This window comes from Streptomyces carminius, from assembly GCF_002794255.1.
In the GTDB taxonomy this organism is placed as follows: domain Bacteria; phylum Actinomycetota; class Actinomycetes; order Streptomycetales; family Streptomycetaceae; genus Streptomyces; species Streptomyces carminius.
Map to the genome: position 1 here is coordinate 401,732 of NZ_PGGW01000060.1, position 26,212 is coordinate 427,943.

At 74.6% G+C, this 26,212-nt stretch carries 28 protein-coding genes; 12 read left to right on the forward strand and 16 right to left on the reverse strand.

Annotated features, from left to right (window positions below; translation table 11 throughout):
* The first annotated feature begins 95 nt into the window (after positions 1–95).
* Together CUT44_RS20610 and CUT44_RS20615 are read left to right on the forward strand one after the other, a co-directional pair.
* The gene (locus CUT44_RS20610; protein ID WP_199185777.1) at positions 96–323 is read left to right on the forward strand and encodes a DUF3107 domain-containing protein; all 228 of its coding nucleotides are present in this window, start codon (positions 96–98) and stop codon (positions 321–323) included.
* Positions 324–460: 137 nt separating this feature from the next.
* The gene (locus CUT44_RS20615) at positions 461–751 is read left to right on the forward strand and encodes a hypothetical protein (protein WP_100203369.1); all 291 of its coding nucleotides are present in this window, start codon (positions 461–463) and stop codon (positions 749–751) included.
* A 95-nt stretch (positions 752–846) separates the two neighbouring features.
* On the opposite strand, the gene CUT44_RS20620 is transcribed toward CUT44_RS20615, so the two are convergent.
* Entirely contained in the window at positions 847–1,641 is a 795-nt protein-coding gene (locus CUT44_RS20620) for a ferritin-like fold-containing protein (RefSeq protein ID WP_100203447.1), read from the reverse strand.
* A gap of 561 nt (positions 1,642–2,202) precedes the next feature.
* On the opposite strand from CUT44_RS20620, the gene CUT44_RS20625 reads away from it, so the two are divergent.
* Complete coding sequence (locus CUT44_RS20625; RefSeq protein WP_233221520.1) at positions 2,203–3,855, forward strand: DEAD/DEAH box helicase; 1,653 nt, start codon at positions 2,203–2,205, stop codon at positions 3,853–3,855.
* A 435-nt stretch (positions 3,856–4,290) separates the two neighbouring features.
* Complete coding sequence (locus CUT44_RS20630; RefSeq protein WP_100203371.1) at positions 4,291–5,181, forward strand: alpha/beta fold hydrolase; 891 nt, start codon at positions 4,291–4,293, stop codon at positions 5,179–5,181.
* A 219-nt stretch (positions 5,182–5,400) separates the two neighbouring features.
* On the opposite strand, the gene CUT44_RS20635 is transcribed toward CUT44_RS20630, so the two are convergent.
* The 5 genes from CUT44_RS20635 to CUT44_RS20655 form a co-directional block, all read right to left on the reverse strand.
* Positions 5,401–5,868, reverse strand: coding sequence for a GNAT family N-acetyltransferase (locus CUT44_RS20635; RefSeq protein ID WP_100203372.1), 468 nt, complete (start codon positions 5,866–5,868; stop codon positions 5,401–5,403).
* Between the two features lie 299 nt (positions 5,869–6,167).
* Positions 6,168–6,779 (reverse strand): MarC family protein, encoded by a 612-nt coding sequence (locus CUT44_RS20640; RefSeq protein WP_100203373.1) that lies wholly within the window; start codon positions 6,777–6,779, stop codon positions 6,168–6,170.
* Between the two features lie 46 nt (positions 6,780–6,825).
* Complete coding sequence (locus CUT44_RS20645; protein ID WP_100203374.1) at positions 6,826–7,671, reverse strand: PHP domain-containing protein; 846 nt, start codon at positions 7,669–7,671, stop codon at positions 6,826–6,828.
* 64 nt (positions 7,672–7,735) lie between these two features.
* Positions 7,736–8,395: a DUF6758 family protein gene (locus CUT44_RS20650; protein WP_100203375.1), complete on the reverse strand. Its 660-nt coding sequence runs from the start codon at positions 8,393–8,395 to the stop codon at positions 7,736–7,738.
* A 203-nt stretch (positions 8,396–8,598) separates the two neighbouring features.
* Complete coding sequence (locus CUT44_RS20655; RefSeq protein WP_100203376.1) at positions 8,599–9,237, reverse strand: suppressor of fused domain protein; 639 nt, start codon at positions 9,235–9,237, stop codon at positions 8,599–8,601.
* 504 nt (positions 9,238–9,741) lie between these two features.
* On the opposite strand from CUT44_RS20655, the gene corA reads away from it, so the two are divergent.
* Positions 9,742–10,869 (forward strand): magnesium/cobalt transporter CorA, encoded by a 1,128-nt coding sequence (gene corA, locus CUT44_RS20660; RefSeq protein ID WP_100203377.1) that lies wholly within the window; start codon positions 9,742–9,744, stop codon positions 10,867–10,869.
* 96 nt (positions 10,870–10,965) lie between these two features.
* Here the strand turns inward: corA and CUT44_RS20665 are convergent, their stop codons facing one another.
* On the reverse strand, positions 10,966–11,907 hold the full coding sequence (locus tag CUT44_RS20665; RefSeq protein WP_100203378.1) for a DMT family transporter: 942 nt from the start codon (positions 11,905–11,907) through the stop codon (positions 10,966–10,968).
* A 144-nt stretch (positions 11,908–12,051) separates the two neighbouring features.
* On the opposite strand from CUT44_RS20665, the gene CUT44_RS20670 reads away from it, so the two are divergent.
* Entirely contained in the window at positions 12,052–12,594 is a 543-nt protein-coding gene (locus CUT44_RS20670; protein WP_100203379.1) for a hypothetical protein, read from the forward strand.
* Between the two features lie 64 nt (positions 12,595–12,658).
* On the opposite strand, the gene CUT44_RS20675 is transcribed toward CUT44_RS20670, so the two are convergent.
* A complete protein-coding gene (locus CUT44_RS20675) occupies positions 12,659–13,423 on the reverse strand; it encodes a hypothetical protein (RefSeq protein ID WP_233221521.1) in 765 nt (254 codons plus the stop codon).
* Between the two features lie 268 nt (positions 13,424–13,691).
* Between CUT44_RS20675 and CUT44_RS20680 the strand changes: the two genes are divergently transcribed.
* From CUT44_RS20680 to CUT44_RS20690, 3 genes are all read left to right on the forward strand, one after another.
* The gene (locus CUT44_RS20680; RefSeq protein WP_100203380.1) at positions 13,692–15,020 is read left to right on the forward strand and encodes a magnesium transporter MgtE N-terminal domain-containing protein; all 1,329 of its coding nucleotides are present in this window, start codon (positions 13,692–13,694) and stop codon (positions 15,018–15,020) included.
* Positions 15,010–15,585, forward strand: coding sequence for a DUF1003 domain-containing protein (locus CUT44_RS20685; RefSeq protein WP_100203381.1), 576 nt, complete (start codon positions 15,010–15,012; stop codon positions 15,583–15,585). The genes CUT44_RS20680 and CUT44_RS20685 overlap by 11 nt, the downstream gene beginning before the upstream one ends.
* An 89-nt stretch (positions 15,586–15,674) precedes the next feature.
* The gene (locus CUT44_RS20690; RefSeq protein WP_100203382.1) at positions 15,675–16,841 is read left to right on the forward strand and encodes an Mrp/NBP35 family ATP-binding protein; all 1,167 of its coding nucleotides are present in this window, start codon (positions 15,675–15,677) and stop codon (positions 16,839–16,841) included.
* A gap of 47 nt (positions 16,842–16,888) precedes the next feature.
* Here CUT44_RS20690 and CUT44_RS20695 read toward each other — a convergent pair whose 3' ends face one another.
* The 5 genes from CUT44_RS20695 to sigE form a co-directional block, all read right to left on the reverse strand.
* Positions 16,889–17,533, reverse strand: coding sequence for a hypothetical protein (locus CUT44_RS20695; protein WP_100203383.1), 645 nt, complete (start codon positions 17,531–17,533; stop codon positions 16,889–16,891).
* A 174-nt stretch (positions 17,534–17,707) separates the two neighbouring features.
* The gene (locus tag CUT44_RS20700) at positions 17,708–18,247 is read right to left on the reverse strand and encodes a sec-independent translocase (protein WP_100203384.1); all 540 of its coding nucleotides are present in this window, start codon (positions 18,245–18,247) and stop codon (positions 17,708–17,710) included.
* Positions 18,248–18,356: 109 nt separating this feature from the next.
* Complete coding sequence (locus CUT44_RS20705; RefSeq protein WP_233221533.1) at positions 18,357–19,988, reverse strand: S1C family serine protease; 1,632 nt, start codon at positions 19,986–19,988, stop codon at positions 18,357–18,359.
* Entirely contained in the window at positions 19,985–20,950 is a 966-nt protein-coding gene (locus CUT44_RS20710) for an anti-sigma factor family protein (protein ID WP_408646769.1), read from the reverse strand. The genes CUT44_RS20705 and CUT44_RS20710 overlap by 4 nt, the downstream gene beginning before the upstream one ends.
* Before the next feature lie 17 nt (positions 20,951–20,967).
* Positions 20,968–21,738, reverse strand: coding sequence for an RNA polymerase sigma factor SigE (sigE, locus tag CUT44_RS20715; protein WP_100203387.1), 771 nt, complete (start codon positions 21,736–21,738; stop codon positions 20,968–20,970).
* 173 nt (positions 21,739–21,911) lie between these two features.
* Between sigE and CUT44_RS20720 the strand changes: the two genes are divergently transcribed.
* Complete coding sequence (locus CUT44_RS20720) at positions 21,912–22,601, forward strand: O-methyltransferase (protein ID WP_100203388.1); 690 nt, start codon at positions 21,912–21,914, stop codon at positions 22,599–22,601.
* 175 nt (positions 22,602–22,776) lie between these two features.
* On the opposite strand, the gene CUT44_RS20725 is transcribed toward CUT44_RS20720, so the two are convergent.
* Positions 22,777–22,944 carry a DUF3117 domain-containing protein gene (locus CUT44_RS20725; RefSeq protein ID WP_014137929.1) on the reverse strand — a complete coding sequence of 56 codons (168 nt, stop codon included), beginning with the start codon at positions 22,942–22,944 and terminating at the stop codon, positions 22,777–22,779.
* A 291-nt stretch (positions 22,945–23,235) separates the two neighbouring features.
* On the opposite strand from CUT44_RS20725, the gene CUT44_RS20730 reads away from it, so the two are divergent.
* On the forward strand, positions 23,236–24,069 hold the full coding sequence (locus tag CUT44_RS20730; RefSeq protein ID WP_100203449.1) for an enoyl-CoA hydratase-related protein: 834 nt from the start codon (positions 23,236–23,238) through the stop codon (positions 24,067–24,069).
* 61 nt (positions 24,070–24,130) lie between these two features.
* Here the strand turns inward: CUT44_RS20730 and CUT44_RS20735 are convergent, their stop codons facing one another.
* A complete protein-coding gene (locus tag CUT44_RS20735; RefSeq protein WP_100203389.1) occupies positions 24,131–24,733 on the reverse strand; it encodes a DNA-3-methyladenine glycosylase I in 603 nt (200 codons plus the stop codon).
* Positions 24,730–25,167, reverse strand: a complete 438-nt coding sequence (locus CUT44_RS20740; RefSeq protein ID WP_107488058.1) for a DivIVA domain-containing protein — start codon at positions 25,165–25,167, stop codon at positions 24,730–24,732. Before CUT44_RS20740 ends, CUT44_RS20735 begins: the two co-directional genes overlap by 4 nt.
* Before the next feature lie 171 nt (positions 25,168–25,338).
* Between CUT44_RS20740 and folP the strand changes: the two genes are divergently transcribed.
* Positions 25,339–26,199: a dihydropteroate synthase gene (gene folP, locus CUT44_RS20745; protein WP_100203390.1), complete on the forward strand. Its 861-nt coding sequence runs from the start codon at positions 25,339–25,341 to the stop codon at positions 26,197–26,199.
* Positions 26,200–26,212: the final 13 nt, after the last annotated feature.

Genomic DNA, 26,212 nt, shown 5'->3' on the forward strand with positions numbered 1-26,212 from the left:
GCCGCGGGCTAATGTGGCTGAGTACGGCGCGGCTGGCCGCGTCTCCGCCCCGGCTCCGCCAGGGGGAAGCACACACCGTTCGGAGGGACATAGCCGTGGAGGTCAAGATCGGCGTGCAGCACGCGCCCCGCGAGATCGTTCTGGAGAGCGGGCAGACGGCCGACGAGATCGAGCGCAGCGTGGCCGAGGCGCTGACCGGCAAGTCGCAGCTGCTCAGCCTGGTGGACGAGAACGGCCGCCGGGTGGTCGTCCCGGCCGACCGGCTGGCCTATGTCGACATCGGCGAGCCGAGCACCCGCAAGGTGGGCTTCGGAGCCCTCTGAGGACACCCGGGCACCCCGGGAGAGCACACGGCGGCGGCCGGGCGGGATTCCCGCCCGGCCGCCGTTTGGCGCTCCGTGTACGCGGGGTAGGACCGAGTAGCCCGATGTGCACGCCCCACCCGCCCGCGGGAGGACCCATGCTCTGGTTCTGGGAGGTGCTCGGCTCCGCGTTCCTCGGCCTCGCCGTCGCCCTCGTCGCCACCCACCGCTTCGCGGACCGCTTCCGCGACCGCTCCCTGGTGCTCGTCACCGGGCCGGCCGCCGCCTTCGGCGGTGGTGTGATCGCCCGGGCCGTCCTGGGACCGGGCCACCTCCTCCCCACCCTGGCGGTCGCCGTCCTGGTGTCGGCGGCCCTGCTCTCCCTGCTGGTCCGCCCCCGCCGCGGCGCCCCGGCCTCCGGCCGCCGCCCGAGCGTGGGCGCGGCCTGAGCCCCGCGCCCGCCGCGTGCCGCCTCCCGGACGTGCGCCCCGCGGGCACGCCTCCGCCGGGCGCGGCTCCCGGCGGACGTGACCGTGTCAGGAGGTCAGGCCGCCATTCCCAGCGCGGCCATGCGCTTGGTGTGGGCCTCGGTGATCCGGGAGAACATCCGGCCCACCTCGGCCAGGTCGAAGCCCGCCGCGACCCCGCCGACCAGCATGGTGGACAGCGCGTCGCGCTCCGCCACCACGCGCTGGGCCTGCGACAGCGCCTCACCCATCAGCCTGCGGGCCCACAGCGCGAGCCGGCCGCCGACCCGGGGGTCGGCCTCGATGGCCGCGCGCACCTTCTCCACCGCGAAGCCGGAGTGCCCCGTGTCGTCCAGCACCGCCAGCACCAGGGCACGGGTGTCGGAGTCCAGGCGGGCGGCGACCTCGCGGTAGAAGTCCGAGGCGATCGAGTCGCCGACGTACGCCTTGATCAGGCCCTCCAGCCAGTCCGACGGCGCGGTCAGCCGGTGGAACTCGTCCAGCGGGGCGGCGAACGGCTCCATCGCCGCCGTCGGGTCCTCGCCGATCTCCGCCAGCCGGTTCCGCAGCCGCTCGAAGTGCTGGAACTCCGCCGAGGCCATCGAGGCCAGCTCGGCCTTGTCCGCGAGGGTGGGCGCCAGCTTGGCGTCCTCCGCGAGCCGCTCGAAGGCGGCCAGTTCGCCGTAGGCGAGCACGCCCAGCAGGTCCACGACGGCCGCCCGGTACTGCGGATCGGCGCAGGCGCCGGCCCAGTCCAGGGCGACGACGCCCCCGGGGTCCGCGGTGCCCGCGGTGCCCGCGGAGGATCCGGCGGAGGACTCGGCGGGGGTTTCGGCGGAGGGCTCGGCAGGGGATGTGTCAGACGTCTCCATGTCGCGCACAATAGCCCGCCCGACCTGCCCGGCAGCCCTCCGCGGCGGACCGCGGCGACAGGTCGTCCGGTATTCGCCCCGGTGCACATGCGCGGTTTGGAGGTACAGTGATATTGGGCCCGCTTCCTGACAGCGGGTTCGACGCATAGTGTGTTACCTGGGTCTTCGGGGACGTTCCCCGGACCCGCAGCGGATGCCCGGTCGGTGGCCCGATCGGCTCCGACACGACCGCCCTCCGCGCGGTCCGTACGCGAAAGGCACGGCTCTGCAGGCCGTGCGCTCCGCCCGGACCGAGCTTGGGAGGGACCCGCTCGCGCGGTACGAGCGCTTGAGCGAGAGCCCGTGGTCCCGCGCCACAAGGCCGCCGCAGGAAGGCTGCCGACGCCCGGCGCGGTACGACCCGCCCCGGCTCCGCCGGGTGTGCGCCCTCGCTCCCCCGTCCCGCGTCTCACGGAAGAGGCAAGCATCCTGACCACCACATTCCGAGAGCTCGGGATTCTTCCCGAGACGGCCGAGGCACTGGAAGCCGTCGGCATCACGTCCCCGTTCCCCATCCAGGAGATGACCCTCCCGGTCGCCCTGGCCGGCGCCGACGTCATCGGCCAGGCCAAGACCGGCACCGGCAAGACCCTCGGCTTCGGTCTGCCGCTCCTGGAGTCCGTCGCCGTCCCCGCGGACGTGGAGGCCGGCCGGGCCACACCCGAGCAGCTCACCGAGGCCCCGCAGGCACTCGTGGTCGTCCCCACCCGCGAGCTGTGCCAGCAGGTCACCAACGATCTCCTCACCGCGGGCAAGGTCCGCAACGTCCGGGTGCTGGCCATCTACGGCGGCCGCGCCTACGAGCCGCAGGTCGAGGCCCTGAAGAAGGGCGTCGACGTGGTCGTCGGCACCCCGGGGCGGCTGCTGGACCTGGCGGGCCAGCGCAAGCTCAGCCTGGCGCACATCCGCACCCTGGTGCTCGACGAGGCCGACGAGATGCTCGACCTGGGCTTCCTGCCGGACGTCGAGAAGATCATCCAGCAGCTGCCCGCCAAGCGGCAGACGATGCTGTTCTCGGCGACCATGCCGGGCCAGGTCATCGCGCTGGCCCGGCGCTACATGTCGCAGCCCACGCACATCAGCGCCACCGCGCCGGACGACGCGGGCGCCACGGTCGCCAACACCGCGCAGCACGTCTTCCGGGCGCACTCCCTGGACAAGGTGGAGATGGTCTCCCGGATCCTGCAGGCCGAGGGCCGCGGACTGGCGATGATCTTCTGCCGCACCAAGCGGACCGCCGCGGATGTCGCCGAGCAGCTCGGCCGCCGCGGCTTCGCCTCCGGAGCGGTCCACGGCGACCTCGGCCAGGGAGCGCGCGAGCAGGCGCTGCGCGCCTTCCGTAACGGCAAGATCGACGTGCTCGTCTGCACCGACGTCGCCGCCCGCGGCATCGACGTCGAGGGCGTCACGCACGTGATCAACTACCAGACGCCGGAGGACGAGAAGACCTATCTGCACCGCATCGGCCGCACCGGCCGGGCGGGCAACACGGGCATCGCCGTCACCCTGGTCGACTGGGACGACATCCCGCGCTGGCAGCTGATCAACAAGGCGCTGGAACTGGCCTTCAACGACCCGCCGGAGACGTACTCCACCTCCCCGCACCTGTACGAGGCGCTGGGCATCCCCGAGGGGACCAGGGGAGTGCTGCCGCGTGCGGAGCGCACCCGTGCCGGACTCGGCGCCGAGGAGGTCGAGGACCTGGGCGAGACCGGTGGCCGCGGCCGGGGCCGCGGTCAGGGCCAGGCCCAGGGTCGCGACCGCGACCACGACCGGGGCCGGGACGCCGACGGGGAGCAGGCGCCGCGCGCCCGCACCCCGCGCAGCCGCCGACGCACCCGAGGTGGCGCGCCCGTGGACGGCGCCGACAGCGCCGTCGGCACCACCGCCACGAGCGCGGAGCAGTCGCGGGGCGGCGCTCCGGAGGCCGGCGGACAGCCCACCGGCGAGGCCCGCAGGCCGCGCCGACGGCGCCGCACCCACGGCGGCGCGGCCGCTGTCACGGCGGACCACGCCGGTTCCGCACCCGCACCCGCTGCCGCTGTCGCGCAGCAGGGCGGCGGCGGTCCGGAGGCCGTCGGCGGACAGCCCACCGGCGAGGCCCGCAGGCCGCGCCGACGGCGCCGTACCCGCGGCGGTGCCGCGGGAGCAGGGGAGTCCGCCCAGGGGAGCTGACGGCACCACGGGGCCGCCGCTCCCGGGCGGCGGCCACCGGGCCGGGAGCCGGGCGGAGCACCCGCCCGTCCCTTCCGGCAGGGCCCGTCCGCCGCGGCACGGTGCCGGACCGCCGGGTCTCCCGACCGCTCCGCCACCGGCTTCCGCCGGGGAGACGGCCCTGCCCGGAACCGGCCGGCCACCCCGACGCGCAATCCTCCGCCCACGGGCGGAGCCGCTACCGCCACGAAGCACCGGAAGCGGCCGGCGCCCCTGCGAACCGTGTCCCCGGACGTCCCCGGACAGCCGCCCCGTGCCGCACCGGGCCCGCAGGCGGACACCGAGTGCCCCCGGCACAGGCCCGCGGGGAAACCGGTCCGGGCCGGACAGCGGCACGGCGGAGACCCCACCGGAGGCGGCGGGAACCCGTCCCGGCCGAACAACTACCCTCGCCGCATGAGCAAGCCGCCGACCCTCACCCTGCCCCCCGGTGCGCGGGCGTACCGGCTGACGACCGCGCGCGGGGAGTTCGCCGTGCACGACGCGGGCGAGCCGCGTGCCGGGACCGCCCTCCTGCTGCCGGGGTTCACCGGCAGCAAGGAGGACTTCATCGCCCTGCTCGCCCCGCTGGCGCGGCAGGGTTTCCGGGTGGTGGCCGTGGACGGCCGCGGGCAGTACGAGACCGGCGGGCCCCGCGACGAGGCCGCCTACGCCCAGGACGAACTGGCCCTGGACGTGCTGGCCCAGGCCGAGGCGCTGACCGGGGCACCGGCCGGGACCTCCGCGTCCGGCGGGCGCGTCCATCTGCTGGGGCACTCCATGGGCGGGCTGGTCGCCCGTGCCGCCGTGCTGCGCGACGCCGCGCCCTTCGCCTCCCTGACGCTCATGAGCTCCGGCCCGGCCGCCATCTGTGCCGGGCAGCAGGCCCGCACCAGGATGCTGATCGAGGCCCTGGGGGTGCTGGACCTGGCGGCGGTCTGGCAGGCGATGCGCGATCTGGACCCGCCGGAGGCAGCCGACGCGGCCACCCCGCCCGACGTGGCCGGCTTCCTGCGCCGCCGCTGGCTGGCGAACGTGCCCGAGCAGCTGGTCGCCACCGGCCGCCGGCTGCTGGCCGAGCCGGACCGGGTCGGCGAACTCGCGGCCGTCCCCGTCCCCAAGCACGTGCTGTCCGGCGAGGTGGACTACGCCTGGCCGGTGCCGCTGATGGACGACATGGCGCGGCGGCTGGGTGCCCGGCGCACGGTGATCGAGGGCGCCGAGCACTCACCCGGCGCCGAGCGGCCCGGGCCGACGGCCGAGGCGCTGGCGGCCTTCTGGCACGACTGCGCCGCCGGACGGCCCTGACGGTGGTGGTACTCGAGACGGCCGCCGCCACGACGGACCGGGCCGGTGAGCGGGTGCGCCGCCGCCGTGCCGCACCCCGCCCTGACGGTGCCTCACTTCCCCTGCGTGTACTCGCGGAAGCAGGCGGACCGGTCCCCTCCGTGAACGAACCGCGGACAGGTTATCCCCTCGTCGAGGAGTGACGCGGAGGATGTCCCCGCCCCGCCGCGACAGGTTGCCTCAGTCGTCGAGCCGGCGGGCGAAACACCTGGCCATCGGGTGGTCGGCGAACGGCCCGAAGCCGGCGGTCCGCTGGTAGCCCTCACGCTCGTAGAACCGGATCGCGTCGGGTTGTCCGGTGCCGGTGGCCAGCACTACGGCGTCGATCCCGCGTTGACGCGCGCGGTCCTCCAGGGCTCGCAGGATGCCGGTCGCCACACCGGTACCGCGGGACTCCGGGACCACGTACATCCGTTTGAGCTCGGCCGTGCCGTCGTCCAGGAAGCGCAGGGCGCCGCAGCCGGTCGCCTCGCCACCCGCACCGCGGGCTATCACGTACACGTCGATGGTCTCCGCGGTCGGTGCTTCGGGCTCCTGGTCCTCCATGCCGTAGCGGGCCGCCAGTTCGGCCTCCATCGCGGTGCGCAGCCGGACGCCGTCGGCGCTGTCCCACGGCTCCTCTGTGACAGTTGTGACAGTCGGAGTCATACCGCTCCCGTCTTGATCATGTGATTACCGCAGAAGGTACCGTTTGCCGCCGCTCACCGGTGACGTGGCCGCAGCCGCTCCGCGAATCCGGCTGGTCACCGCCTCGGGCGGCGTGTCGGGCGGCGTGTCGCCGCGCCCACGGCGGTCCGCGGGGAGGCACCCGGCGGCCGGCCGGTGCCGTGAACGGCGTGTCCGCGGCAGGGCACCGGCGGCTCGGGGCCGCGCCGTCGAGTGCCGCCCGGAGACGCCCGCCGCACAGCCGTCCCCTACGGGATCACCGTCACCCCGGGCCGGGCACCTCAGTGGCCGTTCCCCTGGATGAACTGTGTGACGCCGTTGGCGATCTGCTGGACCGCGATCGCCGACAGCAGCATCCCCGACAGCCGGGTGACCAGGACCACCCCGCCGTCCTTGATGATCCGGATGATCAGCAGCGAGTAGCGCATCACCAGCCACAGCACGAGGTGCAGCGCGACGATCGCCGACCACACCGAGAGGTGGCCGGCGACCCCGTCCGCGCGCTGCACCGCCAGGATGACCGAGACGATCGCCCCGGGACCGGCCAGCAGCGGCATGCCCAGCGGCACGAGTGCGGCGTTGACGTCCTTGCTCTGCTGGGGCTCGTCGGCCCGGCCGGTGAGCAGGTCCAGCGCGACCAGCAGCAGCAGAAGGCCGCCCGCGACCATCAGCGCGGGGATCGACACGTGCAGATAGGCCAGGATCTGCCGCCCCAGCAGCCCGAAGACGGCGATCACCCCGAAGGCCACGGCGGTGGCCTGGAGGGCCATCCTCCGCTGCACCTTGGCCGGACGGCCGGAGGTGAGCGCGAGGAAGACGGGGATGATGCCGGGCGGGTCCATGATCACGAAGAGTGTGACGAAGACGGACCCGAGAACAGCGAGGTCGAACACGGCGGCGCCCTGTGTGAGGTGGTGGTGCGGGGATCGGGACGGTGCGTCAGGCGGAGACGGGAGCCGCGCCCGACGCCCGGGCGGCGATCTCGGCGTAGACGTCCGGCTCGGTGGTGTGCTCCCCCAGCCGGCAGGTCTTGCGGGTGCCGTGGTAGTCGCTGGACCCGGTGGCCAGCAGCCCGAGGTCGCGGGCCAGGCCGCGCAGCCTCCCACGGGTGGTGGCGTCGTGGTCCATGTGGTCCACCTCGACGCCGTCGAGCCCGGCGGCGGCCAGCTCCGCGAGGGCGCTCTCCGGCACGCACTCCCCGCGCTTGACGGCCAGCGGGTGGGCGAAGACCGCCACCCCGCCCGCACCGTGGATCAGCCGGACCGCGGTGAAGGGGTCCAGCTCGTGCTTGTCGACGTAGGCCCGCCCGTCATTGGCGATCCACTCGGCGGTGAAGGCGTCCGAGACGGTCGCGACGACGCCGGCCTCCACCATCGCGGTCGCGATGTGCGGGCGGCCCACGGAGCCTTCCCCGGCGATCCCGGCGACCCGCTCCCAGGTGATCGGCACACCCAGCTCGCGGAGCTTCGCGACCATGGCCCGGGCGCGCGGCACCCGGTCGTCGCGGACGAGCTCGCGTTCGCGTGCCAGCTCCGGCTCGGCCGGGTCGAACAGGTAGGCCAGCATGTGCAGGCTCACCCCGTCCAGCCGGCAGGAGAGCTCGGCACCGGTGACGAGGGTGAGGCCGGCGGGCAGCGCGCCGATCGCCTCGGGGTGCCCGGCGACCGTGTCGTGGTCGGTCAGCGCCACCACGTCCAGCCCGGCGGCCGCGGCGCCGCGCACCAGCTCGGCGGGGGTGTCCGTACCGTCCGAGGCGGTCGAGTGGGTGTGCAGGTCGATGCGCACGACAAAGGCTCCCACGGCGGACGGCTGGAACGGACACCTCAGAATAGAACAGCCATGCGCGCCGTCACCGGCCCGGCTCCCGGGGCGTCCCCACCAGGCGCGGGGAGAGCGCGCCGCACGGCACCAGCTCCACCTCGGCGCCCGCCTCCCGCAGATCGGTGAGCACCACCTCGTCGTACATCAGCAGCCCGGACCGCTCGGGCCAGACGACCGCCCACAGCCACAGCCCGCACGCCTCGCCCGCGAACACCGCGCGGTCGTCGGGGGTGCCGCCCACCAGCCACAGCGGGGTGGGGCGGCCGGCGGCGAGGACCTTCGTGTGCGGTGGCCGGTTCACGTCCAGGTACGGGCCCGGATCGGGGCCGGGGACCCCGGCGTAGCGCGCGCCGAGGCCGACGCCCAGCTCCTCGGCCACCAGCAGCAGCTCGCCCGGGCCGCCGAGCGGGCTGGGACCCGAGCAGGCGACGACGGTGGCCCGGCCGCCACTGCGGTCGTCGCCCGCGTAGGCGATCCCGGTGAACAGCCAGCCGATCGGCAGCGGCCAGGGCATCCACACCGGTACCCGGGCACGGTGCAGGACGACGCCGAGGGCCTCCACGCTCGGCGGCAGGACCGGCTGGAGCGGGTACACCGCCCCGTGCGCCGCGCACTGCCAGGAGTCGGCGAAGAGGCCGGGTGCCCGGACACGGCCGCCGCACTTCGGGCAACTGGGTTCGCCCCTCATGGGGCACAACGGTCCTCCCCCGGGCGCCCCGCGTCAAGGACGATCACTCGTACGGATCGCGCCACCGAGTCGGCCGCGGCCCCGGGCGGGGACACCGGACGCGGAACGGCCCCGGAGCGACTGCGGAACGGCCGCGGGAGGGGCACGGGAAGGGCACGGAAGGGACGCGGGAGGGCCGTGGCGGGGGCACGCGGCGGCCCCGCTCAGTCCGTCAGCGGTACGGACGGGCGTCCGGGATCGCGCAGGTCCGTGCCGTGCGCCAGCCAGCGCTCCTGGAGCGCCGCCGCGCCGTGCACCCGCTTCCAGGCGGCCTCGTTGGGCGTCATCGGCAGCAGCGGCAGGAAGCGGACGGGATCCCTGGGCGGCTCCAGCTCCAGATCCGCCACCAGACCGCCGGGCTCGCCGACCAGCACGGAGGTGAACGGCGCGCCCGGCCACAGCGGCTCGCCCGTCTCCAGCGCGGCGCCCGGCGCCACGACCAGCCCCTCCACCTGGGGAGAGGCGGCGAGCACGGCGAGCGGGCGCAGCACCTTGTCGGTGTCGGCCACTCCGGCCCGCACCGTCAGCACCAGTTCGGCGCGGGGGCCGCGGTCGGGGTCGGCGACGACGGCGGCGGGATCGGCCATGGGCGAGGCGGACATCCCCAGCGTGGCGTACCGCACCACCCCGTTCCCGTCACCGGCCCCCGTGCCGACGCCCGGAAAGCCCGGAGAACCCGGAAAACCCGGAAAACGCAGCACCTCGATCCGGTCGGCGCCCAGAAAGGTCACCGCGGCCCGCGCGTCGGGCTCCCCGAGTGCGTCGCGCAGGGCGGCCTCGGCCAACTGGAGAACGTGTGCCATACGGCGAGCATAGATCGTGTATTGATCGGGCAAAGAGGGTGAGTGGCGGCCCGGAGCGGTCCTGGGAGGGGCTTCGCGAGTGCTACCGTTGACTGCTGGTCAAGGCGTGTACACATATTCCCCCAGCGGGGACCGGCCGGAGGAGGTGGGGCTGCGATGGATCCGAGTCGACCGTGCAGTACCGGCCGCTCTTCCGTACGGCAGCCCCGTCGCCGCGCCTGAGACCCGAGGATCCCCCGCCTTCCTTACCCCGCCACCGGGCGGGGCAACCCCGAGGAAGCACTGAGGAAGCCTTCTTCTCTCCCCCGCGGACCGGCTCCGTGGAAGAGCGCATGAACCCTGCTCGACCACCCCCTCGAACGCCGCTGGTTCGCGCGGTTCGCGTGGTGCCCGCTTTGCAGGCCTCCGGTCCACCGGTTCCCCAGGTTCCGTGGGCTCCGTAGGTCCACATTCCGGGCAGCGCTGCGCCCGCCGCCGGCGGCTCGGCACGCGAAGGAGCCCAGCATGTCGATGATCCGAGACCTGCGCGCCGTGGTGCGTCCCACCCTCCGCCGGGGCGGCCGCTCCCCCTACGTCCCCGGCGGTGCCCACGACGACACCGCCGGGAGCAGCGCCGTCGTGGACTGCGCCGTCTACCGGGACGGCCGCCGCGAGACCTGCCGGCTGTCCCCCGCCGAGGCCCTGCGCGCGCTGCGCTCGCAGGACGGCGGCCGGGACGGCGCGTTCGTGTGGATCGGCCTGCACGAGCCCACCCAGGAGGAGTTCTCCGGCATCGCCCGGGAGTTCGGTCTGCACCCGCTCGCCGTCGAGGACGCCGTCCACGCGCACCAGCGGCCGAAGCTGGAGCGGTACGACGACTCCCTGTTCACCGTCTTCAAGACGATCCACTACGTCGAGCACGCCGAACTCACCGACACCAGCGAGGTGGTGGAGACGGGCGAGGTGATGTGCTTCACCGGCCGGGACTACGTCATCACCGTCCGGCACGGCACCCAGGGCTCGCTGCGCAGCCTGCGCCACCGGCTGGAGGACGACCCCGAGCTGCTGGCCAAGGGCCCCTCGGCGGTGCTGCACGCCATCGCCGACCAGGTGGTCGACGGCTATCTGGCGGTCGCCGACGCGGTGCAGGACGACATCGACGAGGTGGAGATCCAGGTCTTCTCGGAGAGCGCGGGCCGGGGCCGCCGGGGCAGTGACGCCGGACGGATCTACCAGCTCAAGCGCGAGGTGCTGGAGTTCAAGCGGGCGGTCTCGCCGCTGCTGCGGCCGATGCAGCTGCTCAGCGAGCGGCCGATGCGGCTGGTCGACCCCGACATCCAGAAGTACTTCCGCGACGTCGCCGACCACCTGACCCGGGTGAACGAGCAGGTGCTCTCCTTCGACGACCTGCTGAACTCGATCCTCCAGGCGAACCTCGCCCAGGCGACGGTGGCCCAGAACGAGGACATGCGGAAGATCACCTCATGGGCGGCGATCTTCGCCGTCCCGACAATGATCGCCGGTATCTACGGCATGAACTTCGACTACATGCCGGAGCTGGAGTGGCGGTACGGCTACCCGACCGTCATGGCGGTGATCGTCGGGATCTGCTACGCCATCCACCGCGGCTTCAAGCGCAACGGCTGGCTCTGACCTCCCCGTTCCCGCGGCCGCCCGGCCCCGTGGCAGGGACGGCCGGGACGGCCGCCGGACGTGCGGGTTCCCCGGGTGTCCCCGCCGCACCGGCGGTCAGCGCGCCCCCCTGGTGTTCGCCCGGACCACCAGGGCCAGCCCGGCCATGATCACCACCAGCGCGCCGTAGACGGCGGCGGGCGGGTTCTGGCCCAGCCAGAGGGCGGCGATCAGCGCCGCGCCCGGGGTCTCCAGCAGGATCGCCGTGGAGGTGACCGACGGGCCCAGCCCGCGCACCACCCGGTTGAGCAGCGAGTGGCCCAGCAGTTGCGCGGTGGCGGTGAGCAGCGCGAGCTTGAACCAGGTCTCGCCGCTGTAGCCGCCCAGCTCCACGCCGAGGGCCAGGCAGCCGGCCAGCAGCAGTACGGCCGTGACGGTGTAGCAGACGAAGGTGTAGCCGGTGGTGGACACGGTGCGGCGCACCTCCGCGCCGAGCAGCACGTAGCCGGCCGCCGCCATGCCGGCCGCCAGCGCCAGGGCGTCGCCCGCCAGCGCCCGCGGTGAGAGCGACAGGTCCACCCCGGTGAGGAGCACCACACCGGCGAAGGCCACCCCCGTGCCCGCCCAGACCAGCGCGGACTGCCGGTGGCCGCGCAGCCGCAGCAGCAGGGTGGTCCAGATCGGGGTGGTGGTGACCAGCGCGGTCGAGGAGGCGACCGAGGTCATGTGCAGGCTGGGCAGCCACAGCGCGAAGTGCAGGGCGAGCAGCGCCCCGGCGGCGGTGGCCAGTGCGACGGTGCGGCGGCTCATGGCACGCAGTTCGGCCCGGTGCCACAGCAGGGCCACCGGGGTGAGCACGCCGACGGCCATCGCGTTGCGCCAGAAGGCGATGGCCAGGGCCGGCGCGGCGGTGGCCGCGATCAGGGGCGCGGACAGCGAGATGCCCGAGACGGCGACCACCAGCAGGAAGAGGTCGGCACCGGCGCCCCGGTACCCGGTGACGGCGGCCGTGACGGTGTCGGACGCCCGGTGGGCGGTGGGGGTGTCGGCGGTGCGCACGGGGCTCCTCTTCTGCTGTGCTCCGGTCGGTCCCGGGCCGCCCGGCTCGAGCCGGTCCGCTCCAGAGTAAGGCGCGTGCCCCTGTCGCGGTACTGACCGTCCGAGAGGCGGAACGGCCCGGCCCGCCGGAGGTAGGGTCCCCCCATGACGACACCGTCCATCCCCGCGTCCGGCCGGGCACTGATCGAGGAGTCGGCGAAGAAGTCCGCCCTGGTCTGGGTGCGCGGTCCACAGGGGCCGGACCGCGCCCTGTGGCACGTCTGGCACGACGGTGCCGTCTGCCTGGTGGGCGACGGTCCCGGCGAGCAGCCGCTGGCCGGCCTCGGGCTCGTCCACGGCGGCACCGCGGCGGTGACCGCGCGCAGCAAGGACAAGGGCGGGCGGCTGGTCGTCTGGCCCGCCCGGGTCGTCGAACTCCCCCCGGACGGGGACCGGTGGGAGGCCGCGGTCGCCGAGCTGGCCGGCAAACGGCTCAACGCGCCGGACGCCGCGTCGATCGCCGGACGCTGGGCACGCGAGTGCCGGGTGCTGCGGCTGGAACCCGCCGGGGAGCCCACCGAGGGGCCCGGCGCGATGCCGGACGGCTCCCGGGCCGCCGCCCCGCTGCCGACGGCGGCGACCACCCGCCGACCGGCTCCGGCCGGGCTGCCGAAGCTGCTGCTGCGCCGCGGGCGCCGCCGGGGCTGAGCCCCCGCCGCGGGACGGCGAGGCCGGGCCCGGGAGCGGTCCCGGTCCCGGGCCCGGCCTCCGGCTACTCCCCCGCCGAGATGTTCTTCCCGTAGTCGACGACCTGCTCCTCGTCCGGGGCCCGCAGGGCGAACTCCTTGTCCCACTCGGTCAGTTCGACCACCCCCGCGCCGCCGCCGCGCTCCAGCCGCAGCGGATACGGCGTACCGACCAGCGCGACGCTGAGCACCCCGCCCTCGCCCTTCCCGGCCCGCACCTCGATCGTCCGCACGCCGTCGACCTCTTCCCGGTCGCCCTTCTCCCGCTTCCCCTGGAGCGCGATCAGCCCCTCCAGCAGCACGTCCTTGTCCGTGAAACCGCTGAGCTGCCGGTGGGCCGGATCACCGGTCGGCACCTTGACGTACTTGCCCTCCAGCTTGCGGGCCGCCGCCAGGTCCGAGTCGGCCGGCTCCCCGCCGTCCTGCTCCTGGTGGACCCAGAAGTCCGCGCCGGCCTTGAGGTAGAGCTCCTCGCCGATCCGCAGCAGCTCGAAGCGGGGCCCGCCCTTGGCGAGTACCTCGCCTATGCCGCCGTCGCCCGTCAGCCGCATGTCCAGCCGGTAGGTCCGCCCCTGGCTGACCACGCTGCCCGACAACCGTACGGACCCGGCCCCCCGGGCGGCCTTGCGGGCCCTCTCCTCGATCTCGGTGGCGGAGAGCCTGCCCACCCCGTTGGTCCCCTCGTCCGGGTCCTGGGACCCGCATCCGGTGAGCACCACCACCAGTGCCGCGAGGACCGCCCCCACCACCGCCGTACTCCGGGCACGAACACCGTGGACCCACGCAGTCACGTCCGCTCTTCCTCCTGGGATCGGGGCAGCAGGACCGCACCCTACCGGGGGCGCCGGCCACGAGCGGAGGGCGGCCGTCCGGCCGATGCCGCCGAGGAGGGCCGGCGGGGGGCGCGTTAGCCTGAAACCCGCATTCGGGTCACCGCTTCCCGCGGATATCCGGCCGCGGCCGGGTACCCGGCGACCGTGCGGCGGCGCACGGCCGGTATCCGCGCGCACGAGCGGGACCACACGAGCGGGACCACGAGCGGGACGGGGAGGACAGGGCATGGCGCTGGGCGGCTCACGGGTGTTCGTCTCGCACCTCTCCGGGGTCGCCGTCTTCGACCCCGTCGGGGACCAGGTCGGCCGCGTCCGGGACGTGGTGGCCATGCTGCGCGTCGGCGAGCTGCCGCCGCGTGTCCTCGGTCTGGTCGTCGAGGTGATCAGCAGGCGGCGCGTCTTCCTCCCCATGACCCGGGTGACCGGAGTCGAGTCCGGGCAGGTGATCACCACCGGGGTGGTGAACCTGCGGCGCTTCGAACAGCGGCCCACCGAGACCCTGGTCCTGGGCGAACTGCTGGACCGGCAGGTGACGATGGTCGGGACGGACGAGAAGGTCACCGTGCTCGACGTCGGCCTCACCCAGCCGCCGAGCCGCCGCGACTGGGTGATCGACAAGGTCTTCGTACGGCAGGGCGGCGGTGGTCCGCTGCGGCGGCGGCGCGGGGAGACGCTGACCGTGGAGTGGTCGGCGGTGACCGGCTTCTCGCTGGAGGAGGAGGGCCAGGGGGCGGCCAGCCTGCTGGCCACCTTCGAGCAGCTGCGTCCGGCCGACCTCGCCAACGTGCTGCACCATCTGTCGGCCAAGCGCCGCGCGGAGGTCGCCGCCGCGCTGGACGACGACCGGCTGGCGGACGTGCTGGAGGAGCTGCCGGACGACGACCAGGTGGAGATCCTGCGCAAGCTCAAGGACGAGCGCGCCGCCGACGTGCTGGAGGCGATGGACCCCGACGACGCCGCCGATCTCCTCTCCGAGCTGCCCGAGAGGGACATGGAGCGGCTGCTGCGGCTGATGGAGCCGCAGGAGGCGGCCCCGGTGCGGCGGCTGCTGACCTACGAGGAGCACACCGCGGGCGGCATGATGACGACCGAGCCGCTCGTGCTGCGCCCCGACGCCACGGTCGCCGACGCCCTGGCCCGGATAAGGGTGAAGGACGTGCCCGCCCCGCTGGCCGCGCAGGTGTACGTGTGCCGGCCGCCGGACGAGACCCCGACGGGGAAGTACCTGGGGATGGCGCACTTCCAGCGGCTGCTGCGGGAACCGCCGGGCACCCTGGTCGGCGCGGTCGTGGACACCGACCTGCGGCCGCTGCCCCCCGACACCCCGCTGTCCACGCTGACCAGCTATCTGGCGGCGTACGACATCGTGGCGGCGCCGGTGGTGGACGAGAACGGCTCGCTGCTGGGCGCCGTCACGGTCGACGACGTCCTGGACCATCTGCTGCCCGAGGACTGGCGGGAGGCGGCGGCCCGGCGGGCGGTCGGAGCGCCCGGTCCGCCGGCGGAGAGCGAACTCGACAGCCGTGAGAGCCGGGAGAGCGTCGATGGCCGATAGGGAACGGGACGAGCGCATGGCGCGCAGGGAACGGGAGCGGAGCCTTCCCCCGGTCACCGGACGGGACCGCCGGGTACGGCTGGACCAACCGATGGTGCCACGCCGCTCCCCGCTGCCGGAGTACGACCCGGAGGCCTTCGGACGGCTGTCGGAGCGGATCGCCCGCTTCCTGGGCACCGGGCGGTTCATCGTCTGGATGACGGTGGTCATCATCCTGTGGCTCGTCTGGAACACCACGGCTCCGGCGGCGCTGCGCTTCGACGAGTACCCGTTCATCTTCCTGACCCTGATGCTCTCGCTCCAGGCCTCCTACGCCGCCCCGCTGATCCTGCTGGCCCAGAACCGGCAGGACGACCGGGACCGGGTGAACCTGGAGCAGGACCGCAAGCGCAACGACCGCTCCATCGCCGACACCGAGTACCTCACCCGGGAGGTCGCCACACTGCGGATGAACCTGGGCGAGGTCGCCACCCGGGACTGGATCCGCTCGGAGCTGCAGGACCTGCTGAAGGAGCTGGAGCAGCGCGGCGCCGTCCCGCCCCCCGCCGACCGCGAGGAGCACTGACGGCCCCGCCCGGCCGGGGCGGCAGGCGGTGACCGGGGTCTCGGCCGCCTCCTTCGGCGGGGCCGCCGGCGGGCCGTACCATCGGAGCCATGGCTACTGACACGTCCGCGGCACCCAGCGGAACCCCCACCGAGGACGCGGTCCGCGCCGCGCTCGCCACCGTGAACGATCCGGAGATCCACCGCCCGATCACCGAACTGGGCATGGTGAAGTCGGTGGAGATCGCCGAGGACGGCTCGGTGGCGGTCACGGTCTATCTGACGGTGTCCGGCTGCCCCATGCGCGACACGATCACCTCCTCGGTGACCGAGGCGGTCGGCCGGGTGGCGGGCGTCACCGGCGTGGCGGTCTCGCTGGACGTGATGAGCGACGAGCAGCGCCGCGAGCTGGCGGCCACCCTGCGCGGCGGGCAGGCCGAGCGCGAGGTCCCGTTCGCCCGGCCGGACTCGCTGACCCGGGTGTACGCGATCGCCTCCGGCAAGGGAGGGGTCGGCAAGTCCTCGGTGACGGTCAACCTGGCGGCGGCGATGGCGGCCGACGGGCTGAAGGTGGGCGTCGTGGACGCCGACATCTACGGCCACTCGGTACCGCGCATGCTGGGCGCGGAGGGCCGGCCCACCCAGGTCGAGAACATGATCATGCCGCCGTCCGCGAACGGGGTGAAGGTCATCTCGATCGGCATGTTCACCCCGGGCAACGCCCCGGTGGTGTGGCGCGGGCCGATGCTGCACCGCGCGCTCCAGCAGTTCCTCGCCGACGTCTACTGGGGCGATCTGGACGTGCTGCTGCTGGACCTGCCGCCCGGCACGGGTGACATCGCCATCTCGGTGGCGCAGCTCGTCCCGAACGCCGAGATCCTGGTGGTCACCACCCCGCAGCAGGCGGCGGCCGAGGTGGCCGAGCGCGCCGGCTCCATCGCCGTGCAGACCCACCAGAAGATCGTGGGCGTCGTGGAGAACATGTCCGGGCTGCCCTGCCCGCACTGCGACGAGATGGTGGACGTCTTCGGCACCGGCGGCGGCCAGCGGGTGGCCGACGGGCTGAGCCGGACCACCGGCACCACCGTCCCGGTACTCGGGTCCATCCCGATCGACGTACGGCTGCGCGAGGGCGGCGACGAGGGCAGGCCGGTGGTACTGACCGACCCGGACTCCCCCGCCGGCTCGGCGATCCGCGCGATCGCGGGCAAGCTGGGCGGACGGCAGCGCGGACTGGCCGGGATGTCGCTGGGGATCACCCCGCGCAACAAGTTCTGAGGCCGGCCGGGGCGGTACGCCGCCCCGGCACGCGCCGGGGCGGCCGGTCAGCGGTCGTAGGCGGTGAGGTCCTTGATCACCGAGAAGCCCAGCCCGTAGGCGCTCATCCCCCGCCCGTAGGCGCCGATGTGCACACCGCCCTGCCCCGGTCCCGCCAGCACCCAGCCGTACTCCGACTCCCGGTAGCGGAACTCGGCCGGTGTGCCGTCGACCGGCAGGGTCAGGGCGGACCAGGCGGAGTTGTCCAGGTCGTCCGCGAGCTCCCAGGCGGTCGCCGTCTGCTGGTCGAGCCAGCTCTGCCGGAACGCGAGGTCCATTCGGGTGGGCCAGGTGCATGACAGCAGGCCCGATCCGGCCAGCCACGCGGCCGACGAGACCGAGGTGGCCTCCAGGATCCCCGTGCCGTCCGGACTGCTGCGGCCCGGCCTTCCGGCGACCGTCACGACGACGGCGAAGCTCCGGCCGTCCGGGTCCTCGGCGTCGGACCGGAAGGAGGGTTCCTCCCCGTGGCCGGTCGCGCCGTGCTCGACCCTGCCGTCGGCGGCGGCGCCGACCCTCACCAGCCAGCGCGGGCCGGTGAAGGCCTCGTCGAGGCCGTACCAGGGGAAGTCGGCCATCAGATAGCCGTCGATCACCCCGTCCGCCCCGGACGCGGATGCGTCCTGCGGCCCTGCCCGGCCCGTCGTCTCCATCTGTGCGACGCCTCCTCGTATGCCCTGTGCCGCGGGGCCCGCCCCCCTCGGGCGGCCCGACCCACGGACACAGGGAGGATAGCCACCGTTGTCCGCCGAACCGGACAGGACCGGCTGTGTCCGGTCGCGGGTGGCCCTCCCGGCGCACCTCCCGGACGGGCCGGGCGGGGGCCGTCAGGTGGCGTCGGCATCGAACGGCGGGGAGCCGTCGGAGGACTTCTTCAGCGAGGTGCCGTCCGCCGGGGCGGCGGAGCCCGGCCGGCCGGAGGGCCGGTCCGCGGAGCCGTCGGAGGACTTCTCCAGGGAGATGCCGCCCGCCGGGGCGGCGGAGTCCGCGGCACCCGCGGCAGTGCCCGCAGCGGCACCCGCGGCAGTGCCCGCGGAGCTCTCCCGGCTGTTGACCGCGTCCGTGACCTCGGCGAGCTCCTGGCGCAGGTCGAAGCCGTTGCGGATCTCCTTCAGCCCCAGGTCCTCGTTGTCCAGCAGGTGCTTGCGGGCGAAGTTCTTGGGATTGAGGTCCTCGAACTCGAAGTCCTTGAACTCCGGGCCCAGCTCCCGGCGGATGTCCTCCCGGGCGTTGTCCGAGAACTCCCGGACCTTGCGTACGAAGCCGGCGACGTCCTGGATGAGCTTCGGCAGCTTCTCCGGCCCGAAGACGAGGACCGCCAGGATGATGAGCGCGACCAGCTCCAGGGGTCCTATGTCGAAGAACACCGTGCAGCTCCCTCAGATAAGTCCACGACCCGTGCGGCCACAGTCACGGTACCCGCCGGGAGGCCCGGGGGGGGAGTCGGCGATGTGGACGGCGGCCGTCCGGCGGCCGTCACGGTCCGGTCGCCGATCCGAGAACGAGGCTCACCGAGCGCTCCGCACCGCCGCGTTCGACGGTCAGTTCCAGCCGGTCGCCGGGACGGTGGCTGCGGATCCGCACGATCAGCTCCTCCCCGCTGTGCACCCGGGTGCCGTCCACCGCGGTGATGACGTCGCCGGCCTCGACGCCCGCCCGGTCGGCGGGCCCGCCCGGCACCACCGGCGCGTTCCCCCGGCCGGCCTCCGGCGTGATCCGGGCGCCGTCGCCGGAGTAGTCCATGTCGAGCGTGACGCCGATCACCGGATGGGTGGCCCGGCCGGTGTTGATCAGCTCCTCGGCCACCCGCTTGGCCTGGTTGACCGGGATGGCGAAGCCCAGGCCGACGCTGCCGCCGGGGCCGACCGCCGGCGAGCCGTCGCCGGCGGCGCGGATCGCGCTGTTGATGCCGATCACCCGGCCCTCGGTGTCCATCAGGGGGCCGCCGGAGTTGCCGGGGTTGATCGGCGCGTCGGTCTGCAGCGCGTCCACATAGCTGACGTCCCCGGCATCCCCGCCGTTCCCGCCGCCCGCGACGATCGGGCGCTCCCTGGCGCTGATGATGCCCGCGGTGACCGTGCCCGCCAGGTCGTACGGCGCGCCGATCGCCACGACCGGGTCGCCCACGCGCACGGAGTCGGAGTTGCCCAGCGGCAGCGGACGCAGTCCGAAGACCTCCCGCACCCGCAGCACGGCGAGGTCGTAGCCGCTGTCGGTGCCGACCACCTCGGCGGCGGCGGTCTGCCCGTCGTGGAAGGTCACCGTGATGTCCCCGCCGTCCCCGGCGGGCTCCACCACATGGTGGTTGGTCAGCAGGTGTCCGCGGCCGTCGAGGACGAAGCCGGTGCCGGTGCCCTGCTCCCCGGCGCCGCGGACATGGATGGTCACCACACCCGGGAGGGCCCGCTCGGCGATCCCCGCCACACTGCGCGGATCACGGCCGGTGTCCTCGGCGGGCGCCTGGGACAGCTCGATCGTGCCGAGCCCGAGTACGCCGTGCCGCTCCGCGTACGCCCCGGCCACGCCGCCCGCCGAGCCGGCGGCCAGCGCCAGGAGCACGGCCACCGCGGCGATCCGGCGGCGGCGCGGCTCCGCGGCGGGGCCGGCAGAGCCGCTGTGCGGGCCGTACGGGGCCTCCCACAGGTCCGGGGAGGGGGCGGGCGGCACCGGCACCCCGGAGGGCGGCGTGGCGGACTGTGCGGCGGACGGCGGGTCGGACGGCGGGTCGGACGGCGGCGCCCACGGGTCGTACCGCGCGAACGCCGGGTCCGGCGGCGGACCGGTGCCCCGCGCGGGCGTCACGGGGTGCTGGACGGGCGGGGCCGGGGCCCAGGGACCCGGGCCGCCGTAGGGCGGTGTGCCGTACGGGTCCTCACCGTGCAGCGGCCGCGGCGCGGCATCGGCGGCCTTCCCCTCGTCCATGCTCTCCCCACATTCACCCGCACCACCTCCCCGCGCCTGCCCGCGCGGTGTCCCCGGTGGTCGTCCCGATCCCACCGATTGAACCAGTTCGGCGCCACGGGGCACGGACGGACCCGCCGGGGGTCCGGGCGGCCGCCCGGACCCCCGGCCCCGAAAACGCCGGGAGCGTGCGGAACGGCCGCTCAGCGGCCGTGCGGAGCCGCGTGGACCGCCGTCGGACTCGCCACCGGACTCACGGTGGGCACCGCACCGGGTGCGGGGGCGGTGGAGGAGGAGGTGCCCATGAGCGGCTGGCCACCGGGCGCCCGGCTGCCGGGCGGCGGCGCGGTGCGCAACTGCCGGGCCGGATACGCCGGGCGTATCAGGGGCGGGCGCAGGCCGGCGGGCACGTCGAGCACCGGCACGCTCATCAGTTCGTACTGCCGGGCCGCGAACTCGGCCTCCACCCGCGATCCGAACCGGGTGGGCGCGGACGTCGGCGTCGGTGCCGCGGCGGGCCCGACCGGGGTGCCGGCCGTCTTCTGCTCCCTCTCCCGGCCGCGCTCCGTGCCGGCCGCGGCGGTGCGCGGCGGGGGGCTGGCAGCCGTACCGCCCTCGCCGCCCGCGGCGGCCGTGGGACCGCCGGCGGTGGAGGTGAGCGCGCCGCCCAGGGCGAAGGCGGCCAGGGAGACGGCACCCGCCGCCGCGAAGGCGAAACGGCGCCCGCGCGAGGCCGGCCGGTCCGTCTCGTGGATGCGGAAGCCCCGGTCCGGGGAGAGCACGCTGCCGGACGGCAGGAACTCGAACTCCCACGTGGATCCGGCCGGGTCCGCCCGTCCATCCGGCCTCCGGCCCCTGAGGGACGGCTCCCCGAGACCACCGGGACGACCGGGACCACCGGGACCGCCGAGCTCGCCGAAATCACCGCCCAGGCCGCCGGGAAGCCCCTGGAGCCTCGCGAGGAGTCCTTCCGAGGGCGGCGGCGGCGCGGCCTCGGCGAAGACGCTCTTCAGCCTGCGCTGGGCGTCGGCCTCCGTCTTGCAGGCATGGCAGGTCGCCAGATGGGCGAGGACGCGCTCCCTCGTCTCGTGCCCCAGCTCGCCGTCCACCAGGGCCGCGAGGCGGTCGCCCAGATGCTGCTCCGCGGCGGTCGGCTCCGGGTCGTGCAGGTCGTCGAATGTGCCGCTCACTCGGCGCCGCCCTCCCCGCCCGCGGCACCGGGGAGCACCCCGGCCAGCGCGCGCTGCTCGGCGCGCGCCTCGGGCGACCGGTGCTTGAGCGCCTTGCGCAGATGGGAGCGGCCCCGGTGGATACGGCTGCGGACGGTGCCGAGCTTGACGCCGAGCGTCGCGGCGATCTCCTCGTACGACAGCCCCTCGATGTCGCAGAGCACCACCGCCGCCCGGAACTCCGGGGCGAGGGTGTCCAGGGCCTGCTGCACGTCGGCGTCGAAGTGGGTGTCGTTGAAGTGCTGCTGCGGGGAGGGCTCCCGGCTGGCCAGCCGCTCGGCGGCGTCATCGCCCAGGGCGTCGAAGCGGATGCGCTGCTTGCGCCGCACCATGTCCAGGAAGAGGTTGGTGGTGATGCGGTGCAGCCAGCCCTCGAAGGTGCCGGGGGTGTAGGTGGACAGCGAGCGGAAGACCCGGACGAAGACCTCCTGGGTGAGGTCCTCGGCGTCGTGCTGGTTCCCGGTGAGGCGGTAGGCGAGCCGGTAGACCCGTGCGCTGTGGGTGCTGACGATCTCCTCCCACGTGGGAGGCGTCCACGCCGGGGCGCCCGCGTCGGTTGCGAAGGTCGCGGTGGTCGCGGGGTCGGCGGCGCGGTGCTGGTCAGCGGTGTCGTTCACGGATTTCGGCTCGCCGGTGGACCTGCGGAAGCGCCTCAGCACCCCTCGGTCGCCGGCCGCAGCCGCACCTCCCCTGTCGGCTCTGGTGGTGTCCAGTGGAGCCCCTACCATAGCCACCTCGCCCGTTAGTTCCGGATAAGCTTCTTCGGCCGTCTTCCCGTCCCGGGCCGCGTACCTGCCCGCACCTCCCGCACCGGCCGGGACGCCGCCCGGGGTGCGGCCTCGTCACTTTCCAACGCGCAGTCCCATCTGCGGGTTCCCGACGGCAGCGGATACAGTCACCGTTGCGTGGACCATGGGGACGGGAGAGGGCGATTACCGGCAATCGGCAGGCGAGCTGGGCGTTCGCCGACGCGTACGGCGCCGGGCACGCCGAGCACGCCGAGCGCTCGGCGGCGCTGCGCTGGGCCCACGACCGCGCCCGGGAGGCCGGACTGCGCCCGGTGTCGGACGGCACGGGCGCGGCGCTCCGGCTGCTCGCCGCCGCCGTGGACGCCAAGGCGGTGGCCGAGATCGGCACCGGCACCGGGGTGTCGGGCATCCACCTGCTGCACGGCATGCGGCCGGACGGCGTGCTGACGACCGTGGACACCGAGCCGGAGTGCCAGCAGATCGCCCGCCAGGCGTTCCGCGCCGCGGGCTTCGCGGGCAACCGCGCCCGCTTCATCCCGGGCCACGCCCTGGACGTCCTGCCCCGGCTCGCGGACGGCGGGTACGACCTGGTGTTCTGCGACGGCGACCGGCTGGAGAGCCTGGAGTACCTGGAGGAGTCGCTGCGCCTGCTGCGGCCCGGCGGGCTGGTCTGCTTCGAGGGCGTCTTCGCCGACGGCCGCACCGTCGACTCCGCCGCCCAGCCCGCCGAGGTCCTCCGGCTGCGCGAGCTGCTGCGCACGGTCCGGGACAGCCCGTCGCTGCTGCCGTCGCTGCTGCCGGTGGGCGACGGACTGCTGTGCGCGGTGAAGCGGGAGGGCTGAGTCCGCGGACGGCCCGCCCCCCGGGCCTCCCGAACCCCCCGGGGGGAGTGCGGGACCCCCGCGGCGCACCCCGCTCCGGGCACGGCGCCGGACACACCACCGCCCCCGGAGCGGAACACGCTCCGGGGGCGGCGACGGCATAAGGTGGCGGCGGAATGCGGGTGCCGGTGACTCCTCAGCCGCAGGCCTTCTTCAGGGCTTCGCCGAGTGCATCCGCCTCGTCGGGGGTGAGCTCGACGACGAGTCGTCCACCGCCTTCGAGCGGAACGCGCATGATGATGCCCCGCCCCTCCTTGGTCACCTCGAGCGGGCCATCGCCCGTCCGCGGCTTCATGGCCGCCATGCTCGTTCCCCTTCCTGAAACCAGCTGATCTCAGCCGGCAACCCAGGTGTCACCGGCGTCGAACACATTGCTTCCCGTTCATTATCCCGCATCACATGACCGCGTGACCAACATCGGTCGGTATCCCTTGCGCAACGCGCTCACACAAAACCACCCAATTCGGCGATCAAGCCGCGATACAGCGCACTCCCCCGTGCCACTTCTCTCCGTTTTTCGCCATGGATTTTTTTGACGCACCGCACAGCGCGGGGGATATACCGGCCTCCGGCGATCCTTGCGATGCTGGCCCGCATGGCAGACACCCCAGACAGCACACCGGACAGCGGCCCGGACGGCACACCGGACGGCGTCCGCTACGGAGTGTCCGCGGGCCTGGCGACCATCGTCCTCGACCGCCCCGGGACCCTGAACGCCCTCGACACCTCGCTCAAGGAGGCGCTGCTGGCCGCCCTGCGGCGGGCGGCCGGCGACTCCGCCGTGCGCGCGGTGCTGCTGACCGGCCGCGGTCGGGCCTTCTGCGTCGGCCAGGACCTGCAGGAGCACGCCGCAAGGCTGCGGCGGGCGGGCGGCACGGCCATGGACACCGTGCGGGACCACTACGTCCCGATCACCCTGGCCATCGCCGGGATGCCCAAACCGGTGGTGGCGGGCGTCAACGGGGTGGCGGCCGGGGCCGGGGCCGGGTTCGCCTTCGCCGCCGACCACCGCGTCGTCGCGGACACCGCCTCCTTCGACACCGCCTTCGCCGGGGTGGGGCTCGCCGCCGACTCCGGGGTGTCCTGGACCCTGCCGCGGCTGGTCGGCCCGGCCCGCGCCGCCGAGCTGCTGTTCCTCCCGCGCCGGGTGACCGCCCGGGAGGCGCTGGAACTGGGCATCGCCAACCGGGTCGTCCCGGCCGGTGACCTGGCGGCCGAGGCCGAGGCCGTCGCCCGCCGGTTCGCCCAGGGGCCGACGGCCGCCTACGCCGCGCTCAAGGAGGCACTGGCCTACGGCTCCTCGCACTCGCTGGCCGAGACCCTGGAGAAGGAGGCCGGGCTCCAGATCCGCACCGGCGCCACGGAGGACCACCGGGCGGCGGTGGAGGCGTTCGTGAACAAGGCCGAGCCCGTCTTCCGCGGGCGCTGACGCCGACGGCCCGATCGTGCGTCCCGCGCCCCGGTCCGTCCCGGCGGCGGTCCCCCCGCGATCAGGGCGCCGCCGTCCGCGGGGCGCGTGCGCAGCAGTCCGCCAGATGGTCGTCCACCAGGCCGCACGCCTGCATCAGGGCGTAGGCCGTGGTGGGCCCGGTGAAGCGGAAGCCGCGCCGCTTGAGGGCCCCGGCCAGCGCCGTGGACTCCGGGGTGACGGCGGGTACGTCGGCGAGGGTGCGCGGGACCGGGCGCCCGGCCGGGTCGGGGGCGTGGGACCACACCAGTTCCTCCAGCTCCCCCGGCTCCCACCCGGCCGCGGTCCGGGCGTTGGCGAGGACCGCGTCGACCTTGGCCCGGTTGCGGACGATGCCCGGGTCGGCGAGCAGCCGTTCCCGGTCGGCCTCGGTGAACTCCGCCACCGCGGCGATCCGGAAGCCCGCGAACGCCGCCCGGAAGCCCTCGCGGCGGCGGAGGATCGTCAGCCAGGACAGCCCGGACTGGAACGCCTCCAGGCACAGCCGCTCGAACAGCGCGTCGTCGCCGTGCACCGGACGGCCCCACTCGGTGTCGTGGTAGGCGGTGTAGTCCTCGGCGGCCAGGCTCCACGGGCAGCGCGGCCTGCCGTCCGGGCCGGGCAGCGCCCCGCCTCCGGCGGTCACCTGCTCCCCCCGGGCGCGCCGTCGAACCCGCCGTCGAACCCGCCCTCGAACCCACCCTCGAGCCCACTGCCTGATCCGCCGCCGGGCTTGCGGAACATGTCGGCGCCGCCCAGGGCCGCCGCCTGCGCGCCCGCCAGGGACGCCTCCAGCTCGGCGATCCGGGCGTCGCGCTCGGCCAGTTCCGCGCCGAGGCGGTCGAGGACGTCGTCCACCTCGGCCATGCGGTAGCCCCGGACGGCCACCGGCAGCCGCAGCGCCTCCAGGTCCGCGCGGCCCACCGGGCGGTCGGGTGGCAGCCAGGCCTCGGTACGGTCCGGCGGGGCGTCGGCCAGCCCGGCCGCCGCGGCGCGGTCCGGCCCGTCTCCCCCGCCCACCACGACCAGCGCGACCGCGGCGACCACCACGACCAACGCGATCAGCAGAAACCAGAACACGCCATCTCCCCGCAATCTCCCCGGAGCCGCCCCGCCGGCGGCGGGCACCGGCTCTCCTGTCTCCGGTGCCTCCTGTGATCGTGCCACGGGACACCGGCGGCTAGGGTCGGCGGAGGAAGATCTGTGCGGCGGCTCCCACGGCCACGGGGAGCCGTGTGGAGAGGACGGCGCATGCTGCGGCTGGGACGGCAGGAGTTCGGCGAGCACGAGACGGTGGTCATGGCCATCGTCAACCGGACGCCGGACTCCTTCTACGACCGGGGTGCCACCTTCCTCGACGGACCGGCGCTGGACCGGGTCGGGCAGGCGGTGGCGGAGGGCGCCGCCATCGTCGACATAGGAGGGGTGAAGGCCGGTCCCGGCGAGGAGGTGACGGTCGCCGAGGAGGTGCGGCGCACGGTCGGCTTCGTGGCCGAGGTGCGGCGGCGCCACCCGGACGTGGTGATCAGTGTGGACACCTGGCGGCACGAGGTCGGCGAGGCGGTCTGCGAGGCGGGCGCGGACCTGCTCAACGACGCCTGGGGAGGGGCGGACCCGAAGCTGGCCGAGGTGGCGGCGCGGTACGGCGCCGGGCTGGTCTGCGTGCACACCGGCGGGGCGGCGCCCCGCACCCGGCCGCACCGGGCGGCGTACGACGACGTCATGGCCGATGTGCTGCGGACCACCCTGGCCCTGGCCGAGCGCGCCGTCGGGCTGGGGGTGCGGCGGGACGCGGTCCTGATCGACCCCGGTCACGACTTCGGCAAGAACACCCGGCACTCCCTGGAGGTCACCCGGCGGCTGACCGAGATGGTGGAAACCGGCTGGCCGGTGCTGGTGTCGCTGTCGAACAAGGACTTCGTCGGGGAGACCCTGGACCGGCCGGTCAAGGAGCGGCTGACCGGCACCCTGGCCACGACGGCGGTCTCCGCGTGGCTGGGTGCCCGGGTCTACCGTGTCCACGAGGTCGCCGAGACCCGGCAGGTGCTCGACATGGTCGCCTCACTCGCGGGACGGCGCCCGCCGGCCGTGGCCCGCCGCGGTCTGGCCTGACCGCGGCCGGCCC